Origin of the sequence: Streptomyces sp. NPDC079141 (assembly GCF_040686775.1) — a bacterium.
Classification (GTDB): Bacteria; Actinomycetota; Actinomycetes; order Streptomycetales; family Streptomycetaceae; genus Streptomyces.
Map to the genome: position 1 here is coordinate 1 of NZ_JBFBLP010000038.1, position 16,350 is coordinate 16,350.

Sequence of the window (16,350 nt, forward strand, 5' to 3'; positions counted from 1 at the left end):
GACCCCGGCGGCCTGACGGCCGCCGGGGTCGTTTCACCTTGTCCCGTCAACCACCAGCACGTCGCCCTCATGCACATCTTCAGCGTCGCTCAACACCGGGGTGCGCAGCGTGACCTGATGGGTGCCGCCGTGTCCTTCGTAGGCGGTGCACTCAAGGTGATCCGTGCGGTGTGCAGGGCCGTTTGTGGTGCCGTGCGGCCCGGTGGTGGTGCCGTGCGGGTCGGAGGCGGTGGGTTCGAGGGGCTTGTCGTGGCGGATGATGTGACTGTTTTCCGGGTTTCCAGCGGTTTCGCCGTGATTCGTCATGCGCAGACGATCTCGCGGATCGCGAGGCTCCGCTTTGCCCTGTGGATAAGTCCGACCAGGAACACGTCAAATCCACAGCGTGCTCGGTTTGTCGGTGCCGTCCTGTTGTATGGGACGCATGGAGCACACGAGCAACGCGGATCTCCGGGCGGCGGCCGATACGGTCCTTGCCCGCCTCGTCGGGGACGCCACCGGCGCGGCACGGCTGCGCGAGGACCAGTGGCTGGCGATCGAGGCGCTGGTCGCCGACAGACGCCGGGCCCTGGTCGTCCAGCGCACGGGGTGGGGCAAGTCCGCGGTCTACTTCGTGGCCACGGCGCTGCTCCGGGCACGGGGCAGCGGACCCACCGTGATCGTCTCCCCGCTCCTTGCGCTGATGCGCAACCAGGTCGACGCAGCGGCCCGCGCCGGCATCCATGCGCGCAGCATCAACTCCTCCAACACCGAGGAGTGGGACACCGTCCAGGACGAGATCGCCGCGGGACAGGTCGACGTCCTGCTGGTCAGCCCGGAGCGGCTGAACAACCCGGACTTCCGCGACCAGGTCCTGCCCAAGCTCGCCGCCGCGACCGGACTCCTCGTCGTGGACGAGGCCCACTGCATCTCTGACTGGGGCCATGACTTCCGCCCGGACTACCGGCGGCTGCGCACCATGCTCGCCGACCTGGCGCCGGGAGTGCCGGTACTCGCAACGACCGCGACCGCCAATGCGCGCGTAACCGCCGATGTCGCGGAGCAGCTCGGGACCGGTGGCACGTCGGACGCCCTGGTGCTGCGCGGCCCGCTGGACCGGGACAGCCTGAGTCTGGGCGTGCTGCAACTTCCGGACGCCGCGCACCGCATGGCCTGGCTGGCCGATCACCTCGACGAACTGCCGGGTTCCGGGATCATCTACACGCTCACCGTGGCCGCCGCCGAGGAGGTCACCGCCTTCCTGCGGCAGCGTGGTCACACCGTCGCCTCGTATACGGGCAAGACGGAGAACGCCGACCGGCAGCAGGCCGAGGACGACCTTCTCGCCAACAGGGTGAAGGCCCTGGTCGCCACCTCCGCGCTCGGTATGGGCTTCGACAAGCCGGACCTCGGCTTCGTCGTCCACCTGGGCTCCCCTTCCTCGCCCATCGCCTACTACCAGCAGGTCGGCCGTGCCGGCCGAGGCGTCGAACACGCCGAAGTACTTCTGCTCCCGGGGCCGGAGGACGAGGCGATCTGGCAGTACTTCGCCTCGCTCGCCTTCCCCTCCGAGGACCTGGTGCGCCGCACACTCGACGCCCTCGCGCGCGCGGACAGGCCCTTGTCGCTGCCCGCCCTGGAGCCGCTGGTGGAACTGCGCCGATCGCGCCTGGAAACCATGCTCAAGGTCCTCGATGTCGACGGCGCGGTCAGGCGGGTCAAGGGCGGCTGGATCGCCACCGGGCAGCCGTGGACTTACGAGGCGGAGCGCTACGACTGGGTGGCCCGCCAGCGCAAGGCCGAGCAGCAGGCGATGCGCGAGTACGCGTCGACGACCGGCTGCCGCATGGAGTTCCTGCAGCGCCAGCTGGACGACGAGGGCGCCAAGCCCTGCGGCCGCTGCGACAACTGCGCGGGAGCGCGCTTCAGGGCGGACACGTCCACGGCGGCGTTGGACGCCGCACGCAGCGACCTGGGCCGGGCGGGCGTCGAGGTGGAGTCGCGCCGCATGTGGCCGACGGGGCTTCCGGCCATCGGCGTCGACCTCAAGGGCCGCATTCCGCCCGGCGAACAGGCCGCGCCCGGACGGGCCCTGGGGCGGCTGTCGGACATCGGCTGGGGCAATCGGCTACGGCCGATGTTCGCGCCGCAGGCTCCGGACGGTCCCGTGCCGGACGACGTGGCGAAGGCCGTCGTGGACGTACTGGTGGACTGGGCCAAGGGCCCCGGCGGCTGGGCTTCCGGGGCGGCCGACGCGCAAGCGCGTCCCGTGGGAGTCGTCACCGTCGCCTCGCGCACCCGGCCCCAGTTGATCGACTCCCTGGGCGCACGCATCGCGGAGATCGGCAGGCTGCCGCTGCTCGGATCGGTGGTGTACACCGGCGACACTCCGCCGGTCTCCCGGAGCAACAGCGCGCAGCGGCTGAAGGCCCTCGACGGGGCGCTGGCCGTACCGCCTGCCCTTGCCTCCGCCCTAGCCGAGGCGCGCGGCCCGGTGCTGCTCGTGGACGACTTCACCGAGACGGGCTGGACCCTCGCGGTCGCGGCCCGCATGCTCCGACGGGCCGGTGCACAGGGGGTGTTGCCTCTGGTCCTGGCCGTGCAGGGCTGATCACACACGGTGGGCCGACATCGCCCGAGCGCGCGCCCTTCCCGCGCGCTCACCCGGGCTCCAGCCGCTCGCGCCACCACAGACAGCCGATGCGCTCGGTGAGTTGGGCGCCAGTATCGAGCGACCCTCGCCCTGCTCGGCCGCCTCACGCATCGCAGGATGACGCACGGGGTAGGGATATAAGTCATGGACCGCCAGATATCGGTCGGTGGCCCCAATTGCTCGTTGCCGCAACCCAGTTCGACAGGAAGAATTGAAGTCCGCTCCCCGCGCGGCTTGTCCGTGGTCCGGCAGGGCTCCGCTGCGGTGTGCGCTCCCCCGAATCCGACCCCGCCCGTAGTGTGGGCGTGTAGCCGAAGGGAGGACCGTGACCTTCGGATTCGCTCCGTCACCCGCGGCATCCACGTCGACCTCTGCCGATTTGTCCGCCGCCCCTTTGGCCCGCATGCTCGAACCCGCGGAGTGGGCCGCTGCCGGCATCCCGCTGCTGCGCAACCCCCGCGAGGTGGTCAGCGGACTGCATGCGCGCCACAACCCCAAGCCGGAGACGGCGATCGTGGCCGTCCTCGACGCGGACGAGCGACTTCGGGCGAGTGCCTCGTTCACGCGCCGGTCGGCCCCGGCCGACGGCTGGATGTTCCGCAACGCCCTGCTCGCCCAGTTGCGCCGGGTCATCCCGCACGACCTGCGACGCCGTACGCCGGTGCGCACCGCCGTACTGCTCTACTGCCGTGACGGCGACGCGCGTTGGACGCAGGAGGACGGAGCGTGGATGTGGGGCCTGCGTGACGCCTGCACCTTGCACGGCCTGCGCTGCGGGGCGTACATCACGCTGACGCGGGACGGCTGGCAGGTTCTCGGCGAGGGCCGCGGCGGGCGTCGCCCCCATGCGGATTCCGCACCGGAGCCGTTCGCCACCTCCGAGTCGCCGCCCCCGCTGCCGCGCACCGGTGGCGCCGCCTCGGAGATCCTGCGCCGCGTGGCCGCCCGCTGAGGCCACGGCCACGGCGCCGACACTCCTCCGACGGAACGTTTCTCCGTCGGCAGGACCATCCCCCCGCACGACGCGCACGATCACTGCACCGGTAATACGCACACGATCATCGCGCCCGTACGACGAGTAATCAGCCCGCACGTCCGGCCTCGACCGCGACGACCGACCGACGCCTTGGCGGAGGGCGTACCGAAGCGGCCGTGCGGTTGTCCGCCCAGGCCTCAGCACTCATCCGCGCACGCGAAAACCGCCACCGTGCCGATGCCGCCGCAGCGGCGCCTTCCCCTTGCGTTCCCGGACGAACCGGAAACGGCTCAGACGCCCGCGCCCAGCACCGAGTTGATCTGCTGCGGGTCACCGCAGACGATCAGCAGGGCGCCGGCCCGGCCGAGGGCCAGGGGCAGAGCCGCGGCAGCAGTGGCGTCGGATCCACCATTGACGGCGACCACGACCACGGCACGCGAGGTCGCGCGGTCGGCGACCTCGGCGTCCGCGTAGAAGACGTCATCGCCGGCGTCGTGCTGAGCCCAGTAGGAGGCTTCACCGAAGGACAGCTCGTGGGCGGCCCACGGGTGCTGCTCGCCGGTGGTGATCACCAGCAGGTCGCCGGGGGCACGGCCCGACTCCAGCAGCAGGTCCACGGCTTCCTCGGCAGCGTCGAGCGCACCCTCGGCCGGGGCCGGGATCAGCTGGATCTGCGGAGTCGCCGCGGCCGGAGCGGAGGCGGGGACAGCCGGACCGGCCGGTCCGGGCTTGGCCGGAGCCGCGTCACGGGGCGTCCGTTGCGCCGGCGCCGTGGGCCGCAAGGGCCCGGGGCGGCCGGGACGCGGCGGAGCCGCGGGGCGGGGGCCGGGTACGGGGCGAGGGGTCGGCGCGGTGCGGCCACTGGCCGGAGTGGCGCGGGGACCCTGGGCACTCTCGTGAATCTGAGGCTCCTCGGGAATGAGAGGCATGGGCTGATATTTATCAAACGTTGGTGCGGCTCACGTGAACGGGTGGCACATGAGTGCGAACGGAACGGTCAGAAATCGAAGCCGAGCTGCCCCTCGATCTCCGGAACACTCCGTTCCGTCCAGCTGCGGACCTTCTTGAGGTGCCGCCACTGGGGCAGCGCATCAAGATACGCCCACGACAGTCGGTGGTACGGGGTGGGGCCCCGCTCCTCCAGTGCGGCCTTGTGCACGGGCGACGGATACCCGGCATTGTCCGCAAAACCGAAGTCTGCATGGTCGATACCCAGTTCGGCCATCATTTTGTCGCGCTGGACCTTGGCGATCACCGAAGCCGCCGCGACCGCCACGCAGGACCGGTCCCCCTTGATCACCGTGCGGACCCTCCAGGGAGCGCCGAGGTAGTCGTGCTTCCCGTCGAGGATCACCGCCTCGGGACGGACCGGCAATGCCTCCAGGGCCCGCCCGGCCGCCAGCCGCAACGCGGCCGTCATCCCGAGATCGTCGATCTCCTCCGGGGACGCATGCCCCAGGGCATAGGACGTCACCCACTTCTGCAGCTCCAGGGCAAGCTCGTTGCGACGCTTGACGGTGAGCAGCTTGGAGTCGGTGAGGCCTTCAGGGGGTCGGCGCAGTCCGGTGACCGCCGCGCAGACGGTGACGGGCCCGGCCCACGCGCCGCGCCCCACCTCGTCGACACCGGCAATGATCTTCGCTCCGGTCGTGGCGCGAAGAGAGCGCTCGACAGTGTGAGTAGGTGGTTCGTACGGCATGGCGCCCTTAGCGTACGCCGCCCGGATCACCCGGCGATACCCCGGTTTCCCTGAGCGGCGGCAGACCTCCCGGACTCCGCGGTCAGTCCGAGCTCGGCCTGAGCAACGGCAGCATCAGCTGGTCGATCATCTCCGCCAGATCCGGGTCGCCCCATTCGCTCACGCACATCTTGGAGCGGTACATCATCATGGCCGGAATCGCGTCGAAAACGTAGCTGTTCGCCGCGTCGGACCTCACTTCACCCCGCCGAATTCCACGGTTGATGACCTCTCGAAGCAGCTTGACGATCGGCTCGACAACACCCTCGAAGATCACACTGTGAAAACGCTCCGCCTGAATCTGATCGCACTCGTGAATGACCGCACGCAGAGCGAACCCAGGGCGCGAGTACATGGCATCACGCGCCAGTCGGCACAGCGCGAGCAGGTCCTCGCGCACGCTGCCGAGATCGGGCACCGCGTCTATGCGCGGCAATCCGGCCTGCAGCGCGTCGGCGACGAGATCCTCCTTGGACGGCCAGCGGCGATAGACCGCAGCCTTGCCCGTGTGGGCTCCGGCAGCAACGCCCTCCATCGTGAGGCCGTTCCAGCCGACCGTACTGAGCTGCTCCAGCGCGGCATCGAGGATTGCACGTTCGAGCACGGCGCCGCGCCGGCGAAGCGAGGCCGCCTGAGCGGGGGCGGCCGTCCAGCGCGAGGTAACCATCGGCGTCTCCAGCGAACAGGGAAAGCGGAAATGTGGGGGATGAGGGGACAGCACGCGGCGGCAACAGGGGGAACGTCGCGCGACAACAAGTTAAGTGAACGCTTGCGTTCACTACTGGGGACTCACTACCGTTTGACGCGACAGTGAACGCGAGCGTTCACTAACGCACTTGTGGGGGACCCATAGTGACAACCTCTCAGCTGATTCAGGACCAGAAACCAGGTGCGGCCCGCCGGCAGGGACACCCCGGCATCGCGCTCACCGTCATCGCGGCCTGCCAACTCATGGTGGTACTCGACGCGACGATTGTGAACATCGCGCTCCCGCACATTCAAGACGCGCTCAAGTTCAGCACCACCGACCTCACCTGGGTCGTCAGCTCCTACACGCTCACCTTCGGTGGCCTGCTGCTTCTCGGCGGCCGCGCCGGTGACATCCTCGGCCGCCGCCGGGTCTTCATGACCGGCATCCTGCTCTTCACCTTCGCTTCGCTGCTCGGCGGACTCGCCCAGGAACCCTGGCAGTTGCTGGCGGCACGCGTCCTCCAGGGCGTGGGTGGCGCAATCGCGTCGCCCACTTCGCTGGCGCTCATCACCACCACGTTCCCCGAAGGCCCGGAACGGAACCGGGCATTCGGCGTCTTCGCCGCGGTCTCCGCGGGCGGTGGAGCCATCGGTCTGCTCGCCGGCGGCATGCTCACCGAGTGGCTCGACTGGCGGTGGGTGCTGTTCGTCAACGTGCCGATCGGCATCCTGATCGCCGTGCTCACGCCGCTCTACATCAACGAGTCCGAGCGGCACTCCGGCCGCTTCGACATAGCGGGCGCATTGACGTCGACGACGGGCATGGCGTCCCTCGTCTACGGATTCATCCGCGCCGCGGACGAGGGCTGGCGGGACAGCCTGACCATCGGTTCCTTCGTCGCCGCAGTAGTACTGCTGCTGGCCTTCGCATTCATCGAATCCCGAGCCAAGGAGCCGATCACCCCGCTGAGGATGTTCGCCGACCGCAACCGCTCGGGCACGTACGTGATCATGCTGAGCCTGGCCGCGGCGATGTTCGGCATGTTCTTCTACATCGTGCTCTTCGTGCAGAACGTGTTGGAGTACAGCCCGATCGAGGCGGGTCTCGCCTTCCTGCCGGTGACCGTCGTGATCGCCATCGGCGCGGGTCTGTCGCAGCGGTTCCTGCCGGTGCTGGGCCCCAAACCGTTCATGCTCGTCGGCTCGGCCCTGACGGCGCTCGGGCTGGCCTGGCAGTCGCTCATCAGCTCCGACAGCTCGTACGTGGGCGGTGTTCTGGGACCGATGCTGCTGTTCGGCTTCGGCATGGGCCTGAACTTCGTGACCCTGACGATCACTGCGGTCTCCGGAGTCGCACAGCACGAAGCGGGCGCGGCGTCCGGGCTGCTGAACGCCACGCAGCAGGTGGGCGGCTCGCTGGGCCTGTCGATCCTGACGACGGTGTTCGGTTCGGCCAGCAAGGACGAGGCAGAGAAGCAAATGCCGAAGTTCCTCGCGGACGCCTCCCCGGAGCAGAAGGCGGAGTTCACCCAGACGCAGCAACTGCCCGGCCAGTGGGGGCACGAGGTACTCACCCAGGGCATCTCGATGGGCTTTGTGGCTGCCGCCGCTATGGGCGTTCTCGCCCTGGCCACCGCCTGGTTGGTGATCCGGGTCCGCAAGAGCGACCTGGAAGCCCTGTCGGGCACGGCGGGCCCCATGGCCGGTTGACGCGACCGGACCAGCACAGGACCGCGGATGGCCAGGCCTCGCCCGGGGGACCGACGGCGAGGGCGACGGCCGGGTCATCCGCACCGGTCCTGACCATGCGAGAACCGCCCATGCGAGAAACAGCCCCAGCATCACGCGCATGTCCACCCCCTGCACCCCTCCCGCGACCTCTGTCCATGTGAGCCCCTGGATCACACGGCGGATGTCACAAGAACGAATGCGCGGTCACGCAGAGTTCCCGACATGCACGGAGAGTTTCCATCCGGCCGAGCCGACCGCACCTGCCGCGCCTGCCGAACAAGGCACAAACGGGAGACGGGTGATTGGGGGCCACGGGAATCAGACGCCCCCAGCGCCGCCCGTCAAACCCCCAGAGTCCACCCCGGCAGGGCCTCGGTCCGCTCCACCCACGCAGCCGGCGGCATACCGGTCTTCGCGGCAGCGAGCACACCGCCCACGATGGCGCACGTGGTGTCCACGTCACCGCCGACCTGCGCGGTGGTCCAGAACGCCTCCTCGTAGTCGCCGAGGGCACGCGCGGCGGACCAGAGCGCGAAGGGCACGGTGTCATGGGCTGACGTACGCCGTCCGCAGCCCAGCACGGCCGCGACGGTGGCGGCGTCGCCGTAGTCCAGCATGTCGCGGGCCCGGCGCAGGCCAGCACCGACGGCACTCTTCGGGACGAGCGCGATCACGCCCTTGAGGAGTTCATCCGCGCTGGGCGGGCCGCCCGGGGCGCCGACCAGCGCCGCAGCCGCGGCAACAGCCATGGAACCCACCACGGCCTCACGGTGCTGATGCGTGGGATAGGCGGAGATCTCGGCCTGGTGGGTCGCCTGCTCCGGATCGTCCGCGTACCAGGCGCCCAGCGGTGCGATCCGCATCGCCGCGCCGTTGCCCCAGGATCCCTGGCCCTTGAAGAGCCCGGCGGCGAGCTCGCGCCAGTCGCCACCCTCCCGGACCAGCCGCAGCAGGCGGTTCACGGCGGGACCGTAGCCCCGGTCGAAGTCGTGGTGCTGGGCGAAGGAGAGGGCCAGCGCGTCCTGGTCGATACGGTGGTGGGTGGCCAGGATCGCGACCACGGAACAGGCCATTTCCGTGTCGTCCGTCCACTGCCAGGGACCGGCCGGCACCTCGCGCCGCTGGAGCAGCGGGTAATTCACCGGGACGAAGAACTGCGAGCCGAGCGCGTCGCCGACCGACAGTCCGCGCAGGCTGGAGAGGGCGCGGTCCAGGCGCCCGTCGGGGGAGGAATCAGCGGTCATCGCTCTGCCACTCTATCCGGTGATTCCGTACGGTTCCCGGATCTCGCCAACGTTCGAAAGGCCGGTCAATCACGTACTTGCCGTCGTCCCCGAGAACGAGCATCCGCATCTCCGCGTTCCCTGGATTCGACAGCGACTCGAATTCCGCGACGGTCCAGTGGAACCAGCGCATACAGAACAGCCGCATGGCCAGCCCGTGCGTCACCAGCAGCACGTTCGGCGGATGGTCGGGGGCCTCGAAGCTGCGGTACAGGCTCTCCAGGAAGCCGCCGACACGGTCATAGACATCGGCACCGGACTCTCCCTGCGCGAAGCGGTAGAAGAAGTGTCCGTAGGCGTCGCGGTAGGCCTTCTGGAGGCGGACGTCGTCGCGGTCCTGCCAGTTCCCCCAGTCCTGCTCGCGCAGCCGGGGCTCCTCGCGCACGCGTATGAGCTCCGGGTCGAGATGGAAGGCGCGCAGTGTCTCGTGCGTACGGCGGTAGGGAGAGACGTAGACGCTGACGCGCTCGCGGCCGAACAGCTCGCGCAACCCCTTGCCCGTCTCCTCGGCCTGCCGCCAGCCCCGCTCGGTCAGGGCCAGCGCGTGGTCGGGTTCGCGCTCGTACACGGTGTCATCAACATTGCCCGTTGACTCTCCGTGCCGGACAAGGACGATGCGCCGTGGTCGTGCCATGCCAAAACCCTAGATCGGGTGACGCCCCTTCGAGCACCCGTACGGGCTCCATACGGCGTAGGTCACACAATTCCTGCACCAGGGACCACACCCGGTTGGTCCGTCGCCAGGTCTCAAACCGTCCAGGTGGGCTCCAGCTCCACGATGTCCCCCGTGAGGGAGGCGACGTCTGCTTCCGTCTGAGCCCGCAGGGCGAGTCGCTCCACTCGTTCGGTCCGGTACTTGCCGTGCTCGGCGGCCGAGAGCCACATCGACAGCACCAGGAACTCGTTCCCCGGCGCTTCACCGAACAGCCCGCGGATCATGCCGGGCGAACCGGCCATCGCGGGATTCCAGACCTTCTCCTGCATCAGCGTGAAATGCTCGGCCCGCTCCTCGTGCACCCGGCAGTGGGCAACTCTCAGCAGGTCGGTATCGGTGAAACGCGGCTCGAAGCCGGTCTTCACATCGAAACGGTGGTCGAACAGTTTGACCTGCGCGTCCTTGAACGTGCCGGACTGAGACGCCGCCAGCCGATCGTGGGATCGTGCCATGAAGGAGTCGTAGAAGGCGCGGCTTTCCCAGAAGGCGAAGATGTGCGCCACCCCTGGCCGGCTCCGGCTCCAGCCGCCTCCCTGCCCCCGAAACCCCGGCTCCCCCAGAAGCCCCGCCCACTTTCGCTGCCCCCGCTCGAAACCGCGGCGGTCGACCACGGTGCAGCGAATCCACTTGACCAGCACCGCGCCATGGTAAGGCCACGGAGCGTGGCGCTGGTCGCCCTCGCTCGGACAGCTCTTCCGCGAAGGCACGCGCGTGCGTGGCAGGATGGGCAATCGGCCTTGTCTGTCAGGCAGTTCAGGCCACGAGCTTTTGGCGAACGGGGAAGGGGATCTGGTGAACGGCCTCAACAAGGGGATCCGGAAGGTCGAGATCGCGCTCAAATGGGACCCCAGTCCCGCGGGGCAGCCGCCCACCGACCTGGACCTCGTCGCGGCGACGTACCTGGCGAGCGATCCGTACGGTGACCCTGCCTTCGTCGTGCACTTCGACAGCCGGTCCCCCGACGGCACCATCTATCTCAATCGGGACAGCCACGACGGCAAGGGCTTCGGCTGGGACGAGGTCATGACGGTGGAACTCAACCGGCTCGACAGCCGGTACGCGCGCGTGGTGGTCGGCGTTGTCATACAGCAGCGCTCCGCCGACCGCACGTTCGTCAGCGTCACCAACCCGGGACTGCGTATCCGCGAGGGTTACACCGACCTGGCCACGGACGACTTCGGCAGCGTCCTCGGGTCGACCGCGGCCACCGTCGGCGAGTTCGAACGCCAGGAGGACGGCACCTGGGACTTCCACCCCGGGGTGCACGGTTTCACGGACGACCCCGCGACCTTCACGCGGACGATGGGCAGGTTGCACCAGCCCTGACACCGCCTCGGCCGAAAGCTACGCCAAAGAGGGGCGCCGACACTTTGGTCGGCGCCCCTCCTCGTCAGGAACTACCAGTCAGGCGGGGCAGGCCCCGGCCCGGCTGTCAGCTGCAGCCGCTGGTCGAGCCGCAGCCCTCGCAGATGTAGCAGGAACCGGCCCGCTGCATCTTCGTGCCGCAGGAGAAGCACAGCGGGGCGTCGGCCTGGATACCCAGCTGCATTTCCACCAGCTCGGCGCTGGTGTGGGCCTGCTTCGGGGCGGGCTCGGCCACCTGGACCTCGGCCTTCGGCGCGGCGACGGCCTTCAGCTCCTGGGCGCGCGGCGCGGACTGGGCCAGGCCCTCGACGTCGACCTCGTCGTCGGCCGGCTCGTACGAACCGGTCTCCAGGTGACGCTGACGCTCCTCGGCGGAGTGGATGCCGAGCGCCGAGCGCGTCTCGAAGGGCAGGAAGTCGAGCGCCAGGCGGCGGAAGATGTAGTCGACGATCGACTGAGCCATCCGCACGTCCGGGTCGTCCGTCATACCGGCCGGCTCGAAGCGCATGTTGGTGAACTTCGAGACGTACGTCTCCAGCGGCACGCCGTACTGGAGGCCGACGGAGACCGCGATGGAGAAGGCGTCCATCATGCCCGCGAGGGTCGATCCCTGCTTCGACATCTTCAGGAAGACCTCGCCGAGACCGTCGTCCGGGTAGGAGTTGGCGGTCATGTAGCCCTCGGCGCCGCCGACCGTGAAGGAGGTCGTGATCCCGGGACGGCCCTTGGGGAGGCGCTTGCGGACCGGGCGGTACTCGACGACCTTCTCGACCGTCTCGCGGATGGTCGCCTCGGCCTTCGCGGTGACCTCGGCCTTCTCCTTCTCCTTGGTCTTGGCGGAGAGGGGCTGGCCGACCTTGCAGTTGTCGCGGTAGATGGCGAGCGCCTTGACGCCCATCTTCCAGGCCTCGAAGTAGATCTCCTCGACCTCCTCGACGGTCGCCGACTCCGGCATGTTGACCGTCTTGGACAGGGCACCGGAGATCCAGGGCTGGATCGCGGCCATCATGCGGACGTGGCCCATCGCGGAGATGGAGCGCTCGCCCATGGCGCAGTCGAACACCTCGTAGTGCTCGTGCTTGAGGCCGGGGGCGTCGACGACATTGCCGTGCTCGGCGATGTGGGCGACGATCGCCTCGATCTGCTCCTCCTGGTAACCCAGGCGACGCAGGGCCTGCGGGACGGTGCCGTTGACGATCTGCATCGAGCCGCCGCCGACCAGCTTCTTGAACTTGACCAGGGCGAGGTCGGGCTCAAGGCCGGTGGTGTCGCAGGACATCGCCAGACCGATGGTGCCGGTCGGGGCGATGACGGACGCCTGGGAGTTACGGAAACCGTTCTTCTCACCGAGACGCAGCACGTCCTGCCAGGCCTCCGTGGCGGCGGCCCAGATCGGCGTGTCCAGGTCGTCCATGCGGACGGCCTTGGTGTTCTCGTCGGCGTGCTGCTTCATGACGCGCAGGTGCGGCTGCGCGTTGCGGGCGTAGCCGTCGTACGGGCCGACGACCGCGGCGAGCTCGGCGGAGCGCTTGTACGACGTACCGGTCATCAGGGAGGTGATGGCACCGGCCAGGGCACGGCCGCCGTTGGAGTCGTAAGCGTGGCCGGTCGCCATCAGCAGGGCGCCGAGGTTGGCGTAGCCGATGCCCAGCTGGCGGAACGCGCGCGTGTTCTCGCCGATCTTCTGGGTCGGGAAGTCCGCGAAGCAGATGGAGATGTCCATCGCGGTGATGACGAGCTCGACGACCTTCGCGAAGCGCTCGACGTCGAAGGACTGGTGGCCCTTGCCGTCGTCCTTCAGGAACTTCATCAGGTTCAGCGAGGCGAGGTTGCAGGACGTGTTGTCCAGGTGCATGTACTCGCTGCAGGGGTTCGAGCCGTTGATGCGGCCGGACTCCGGGCAGGTGTGCCAGTGGTTGATGGTGTCGTCGTACTGGATGCCCGGGTCGGCGCAGGCCCAGGCAGCCTCGGCCATCTTGCGGAAGAGGGCCTTGGCGTCGACCTCTTCGATGACCTCGCCGGTCATCCGCGCGCGGAGACCGAACTTGCCGCCCTGCTCGACCGCCTTCATGAACTCGTCGTTCACGCGGACCGAGTTGTTGGCGTTCTGGTACTGGACGGACGTGATGTCGTCGCCGCCCAGGTCCATGTCGAAGCCCGCGTCACGCAGGGCGCGGATCTTCTCCTCTTCCTTCACCTTGGTCTCGATGAAGTCCTCGATGTCGGGGTGGTCGACGTCGAGGATGACCATCTTGGCGGCGCGGCGGGTGGCACCACCGGACTTGATGGTGCCGGCCGAGGCGTCGGCGCCGCGCATGAAGGAGACCGGGCCGGAGGCGTTGCCACCGGAGGACAGCAGCTCCTTGGAGGAGCGGATGCGGGAGAGGTTCAGGCCGGCGCCGGAGCCGCCCTTGAAGATCATGCCCTCTTCCTTGTACCAGTCGAGGATCGACTCCATGGAGTCGTCGACGGCAAGGATGAAGCAGGCGGAGACCTGCTGGGGCTGGGGCGTACCGACGTTGAACCAGACGGGGCTGTTGAAGCTGAAGATCTGGTGCAGGAGGGCGTACGCCAGCTCGTGCTCGAAGATCTCCGCGTCGGCGGGCGAAGCGAAGTACTTGTAGTCCTCGCCGGCCTTCCGGTACGTCTTCACGATGCGGTCGATCAGCTGCTTGAGGCCGGTCTCGCGCTGCGGGGTGCCCACGGCACCGCGGAAGTACTTGCTGGTGACGATGTTGACCGCGTTCACCGACCAGAAGTCGGGGAACTCGACGCCGCGCTGCTCGAAGTTCACAGAGCCGTCGCGCCAGTTGGTCATGACGACGTCACGACGCTCCCACTGGACCTCGTCGTACGGGTGCACGCCCGGGGTGGTGTGGATGCGCTCGATACGCAGGCCCTTGGTGACCTTGGTGCCCTTCGCTCGGGAACCTCGTGCCGGACCGCTCGCCGTCTCTGTCATGCCGCCTCCCTGTACGGGCTAAAACGCCCTGAAGTGCCCCGATGTTCCCGTGGCACGGTGTTCTGTCTGGTGTTGCGGGCACCTCACGCTGCCGCCCGCAACAGGTCTTTGGTCGCCGCCGCGCGGCCGGACCCGGAGCCTGGATCCCCGGATCCGGTCCGTCGGTCAGTCGGCGGCGTTGGCGGGCACGGGGACGTAAGTCGTCCCTCCGGGCCCGCTGTCGTCTTCCTGGCCCCCCGCGCGCGCGTCATCGTCGTCGGCGCCGGGACGTCGTGTCTCCCTGAGTTCCGCGATCGCGGCCTCGAAGTCGTCCAGCGAGTCGAACGCCCTGTAAACGGAGGCGAATCGCAGGTAGGCGACGAGGTCGAGCTCCTGCAGCGGGCCGAGTATGGCCAGCCCCACGTCGTGGGTGGTCAGCTCGGCGCTGCCCGTGGCCCGCACCGCCTCCTCGACCCGCTGGCCGAGCTGGGCGAGCGCGTCCTCGGTGACAGGCCGTCCCTGGCATGCCTTACGCACACCGTTGATGACCTTGGTACGACTGAACGGCTCGGTGACTCCGGACCGTTTCACCACCATGAGCGAGCACGTCTCCACGGTCGTGAAACGACGGGAGCAGTCAGGGCACTGGCGGCGCCTGCGGATCGACGTGCCGTCGTCGGTCGTACGGCTGTCGACCACACGGCTGTCGGGGTGCCTGCAGAAGGGGCAGTGCATGGACTCCAACCCTCCTCACAGCAGACTCAATAGCCTCGCTGGACCTCATGGGCCCCTCGAAGCAGCCTCAAGCATAGGCGATCGCCGAGGGTCCGAAGACCCGGGGGACCACAACTTCTGGGCCACTGCTGCAATCCAACCACTAGATGTGGGGATTGGCTCATACATACACGCCATACGCGCGTGTCGCGCCGATACGGCCAGGTACCGCCGCGACGCACCACCCCGTTGCGACACTGCGCAACACGAAGGCGCACAGCCGTACCGCTGCAACCCATGCGGAGATACGGTGAGCGCGACAGGGAGACGACGTGGGACTCCCGCACAGATGGGGGTCGGGTCCCGGTCGGCCGGATACCGGATGGCAGACTGGAGCGACAACCACGAGGTCGTCACCCCGGCGGTGAAGAGTACAGCAATAGGCCCTTTTGTCCGCCAGGCGCCGCGTTAGCCATACACCCAGACACATGATCACGTCAGGTGAAGCTCGATTTTTCACTCGAACGTGTGTTTGGCGCAACCTTTCGAAAGCAACTACCGTTGTCCAGCAGGGAGACCATCGAGAGGGGCCGACGTGACCACCACCGCAGACAGTGCCACCATCACTGCCCAGGACCGCTCCCAGGGCCGACTTGAGCCGGTGCATGCGATGAACGAAGCCGCGAATCCCGAAGGGCACAAGCGCTCCCTGCCGGGCCGACCTCCAGGTATCCGGGCCGACAGCTCCGGACTCACCGACCGCCAGCGCCGGGTCATCGAGGTCATCAGGGACTCCGTGCAGCGCCGCGGCTACCCGCCGTCGATGCGCGAGATCGGCCAGGCAGTCGGCCTCTCCAGCACCTCCTCGGTCGCACACCAGCTGATGGCACTGGAGCGCAAGGGCTTCCTCCGCCGCGACCCGCACCGCCCGCGCGCGTACGAGGTGCGCGGCTCGGACCAGGCCGCCTCCGTGCAGCCCACGGACACCGCCGGCAAGCCCGCCGCGTCGTACGTCCCGCTGGTCGGCCGGATCGCCGCCGGTGGCCCGATCCTCGCGGAGGAGTCCGTCGAGGACGTCTTCCCTCTCCCCCGGCAGCTGGTCGGCGACGGTGAGCTCTTCGTACTGAAGGTCGTCGGCGACTCGATGATCGAGGCAGCTATCTGTGACGGCGACTGGGTCACGGTCCGCCGCCAGCCGGTCGCCGAGAACGGCGACATCGTGGCCGCGATGCTCGACGGCGAGGCCACCGTGAAGCGCTTCAAGCGCGAGGACGGCCACGTCTGGCTCCTCCCGCACAACTCGGCCTACGAGCCGATCCCCGGCGACGACGCGACCATCCTCGGCAAGGTGGTGGCGGTGCTGCGGCGCGTCTGAAGCACCGCGCGCGGCAGGCTCGCCGATATTGACCGGGCCCCGGAACCCCTGCGCCGGTTCCGGGGCCCTGCGCTGTCCGGCCCCTGGTGACGGGCCGTTTCCGACTGAGTGGGGGGCCTGTCCCGGTGCCGCTCGGACCCCTTGTACCCATGTATGCACACGGAAGGAATTCCCATGTACCTCGTCATCG

The 16,350-nt window shown here is 68.6% G+C and carries 13 protein-coding genes and 1 pseudogene; 5 read left to right on the forward strand and 9 right to left on the reverse strand.

The features are described from left to right. Positions 1-33 precede the first annotated feature (33 nt). Entirely contained in the window at positions 34-306 is a 273-nt protein-coding gene (locus tag AB0Q90_RS41835; RefSeq protein WP_363165980.1) for a hypothetical protein, read from the reverse strand. 118 nt (positions 307-424) lie between these two features. On the opposite strand from AB0Q90_RS41835, the gene AB0Q90_RS41840 reads away from it, so the two are divergent. After that, positions 425-2,590 carry a RecQ family ATP-dependent DNA helicase gene (locus AB0Q90_RS41840; RefSeq protein WP_363165979.1) on the forward strand — a complete coding sequence of 722 codons (2,166 nt, stop codon included), beginning with the start codon at positions 425-427 and terminating at the stop codon, positions 2,588-2,590. Between the two features lie 367 nt (positions 2,591-2,957). Then, a complete protein-coding gene (locus AB0Q90_RS41845; RefSeq protein WP_363165978.1) occupies positions 2,958-3,584 on the forward strand; it encodes a hypothetical protein in 627 nt (208 codons plus the stop codon). A 314-nt stretch (positions 3,585-3,898) separates the two neighbouring features. Here the strand turns inward: AB0Q90_RS41845 and AB0Q90_RS41850 are convergent, their stop codons facing one another. The 3 genes from AB0Q90_RS41850 to AB0Q90_RS41860 form a co-directional block, all read right to left on the reverse strand. Beyond that, positions 3,899-4,537 (reverse strand): hypothetical protein, encoded by a 639-nt coding sequence (locus AB0Q90_RS41850; protein WP_363165977.1) that lies wholly within the window; start codon positions 4,535-4,537, stop codon positions 3,899-3,901. Between the two features lie 68 nt (positions 4,538-4,605). Then, a complete protein-coding gene (locus tag AB0Q90_RS41855; protein WP_363165981.1) occupies positions 4,606-5,307 on the reverse strand; it encodes a ribonuclease HII in 702 nt (233 codons plus the stop codon). An 82-nt stretch (positions 5,308-5,389) separates the two neighbouring features. Next, a complete protein-coding gene (locus tag AB0Q90_RS41860; protein WP_363165976.1) occupies positions 5,390-6,013 on the reverse strand; it encodes a TetR/AcrR family transcriptional regulator in 624 nt (207 codons plus the stop codon). A gap of 185 nt (positions 6,014-6,198) precedes the next feature. Here AB0Q90_RS41860 and AB0Q90_RS41865 point away from each other — a divergent pair, with 185 nt between their 5' ends. Beyond that, a complete protein-coding gene (locus AB0Q90_RS41865) occupies positions 6,199-7,746 on the forward strand; it encodes an MFS transporter (RefSeq protein WP_363165975.1) in 1,548 nt (515 codons plus the stop codon). Positions 7,747-8,108: 362 nt separating this feature from the next. On the opposite strand, the gene AB0Q90_RS41870 is transcribed toward AB0Q90_RS41865, so the two are convergent. The 3 genes and pseudogenes from AB0Q90_RS41870 to AB0Q90_RS41880 all read right to left on the reverse strand — a co-directional run bounded on the left by AB0Q90_RS41870 (position 8,109) and on the right by AB0Q90_RS41880 (position 10,403). Then, positions 8,109-9,011: an ADP-ribosylglycohydrolase family protein gene (locus tag AB0Q90_RS41870; protein WP_363165974.1), complete on the reverse strand. Its 903-nt coding sequence runs from the start codon at positions 9,009-9,011 to the stop codon at positions 8,109-8,111. A gap of 12 nt (positions 9,012-9,023) precedes the next feature. Further along, positions 9,024-9,684, reverse strand: a pseudogene (locus tag AB0Q90_RS41875) (histidine phosphatase family protein). Between the two features lie 113 nt (positions 9,685-9,797). Then, the gene (locus tag AB0Q90_RS41880) at positions 9,798-10,403 is read right to left on the reverse strand and encodes a YdbC family protein (RefSeq protein ID WP_363165973.1); all 606 of its coding nucleotides are present in this window, start codon (positions 10,401-10,403) and stop codon (positions 9,798-9,800) included. Positions 10,404-10,557: 154 nt separating this feature from the next. On the opposite strand from AB0Q90_RS41880, the gene AB0Q90_RS41885 reads away from it, so the two are divergent. Beyond that, entirely contained in the window at positions 10,558-11,091 is a 534-nt protein-coding gene (locus AB0Q90_RS41885; RefSeq protein ID WP_363165972.1) for a TerD family protein, read from the forward strand. 106 nt (positions 11,092-11,197) lie between these two features. Here AB0Q90_RS41885 and AB0Q90_RS41890 read toward each other — a convergent pair whose 3' ends face one another. Together AB0Q90_RS41890 and nrdR are read right to left on the reverse strand one after the other, a co-directional pair. Further along, entirely contained in the window at positions 11,198-14,092 is a 2,895-nt protein-coding gene (locus AB0Q90_RS41890) for a vitamin B12-dependent ribonucleotide reductase (protein WP_363165971.1), read from the reverse strand. 165 nt (positions 14,093-14,257) lie between these two features. Continuing rightward, a complete protein-coding gene (gene nrdR, locus AB0Q90_RS41895; protein ID WP_363165970.1) occupies positions 14,258-14,806 on the reverse strand; it encodes a transcriptional regulator NrdR in 549 nt (182 codons plus the stop codon). A gap of 574 nt (positions 14,807-15,380) precedes the next feature. Here nrdR and lexA point away from each other — a divergent pair. Then, positions 15,381-16,160, forward strand: a complete 780-nt coding sequence (gene lexA / locus AB0Q90_RS41900) for a transcriptional repressor LexA (protein ID WP_250079895.1) — start codon at positions 15,381-15,383, stop codon at positions 16,158-16,160. Positions 16,161-16,350 lie beyond the last annotated feature (190 nt).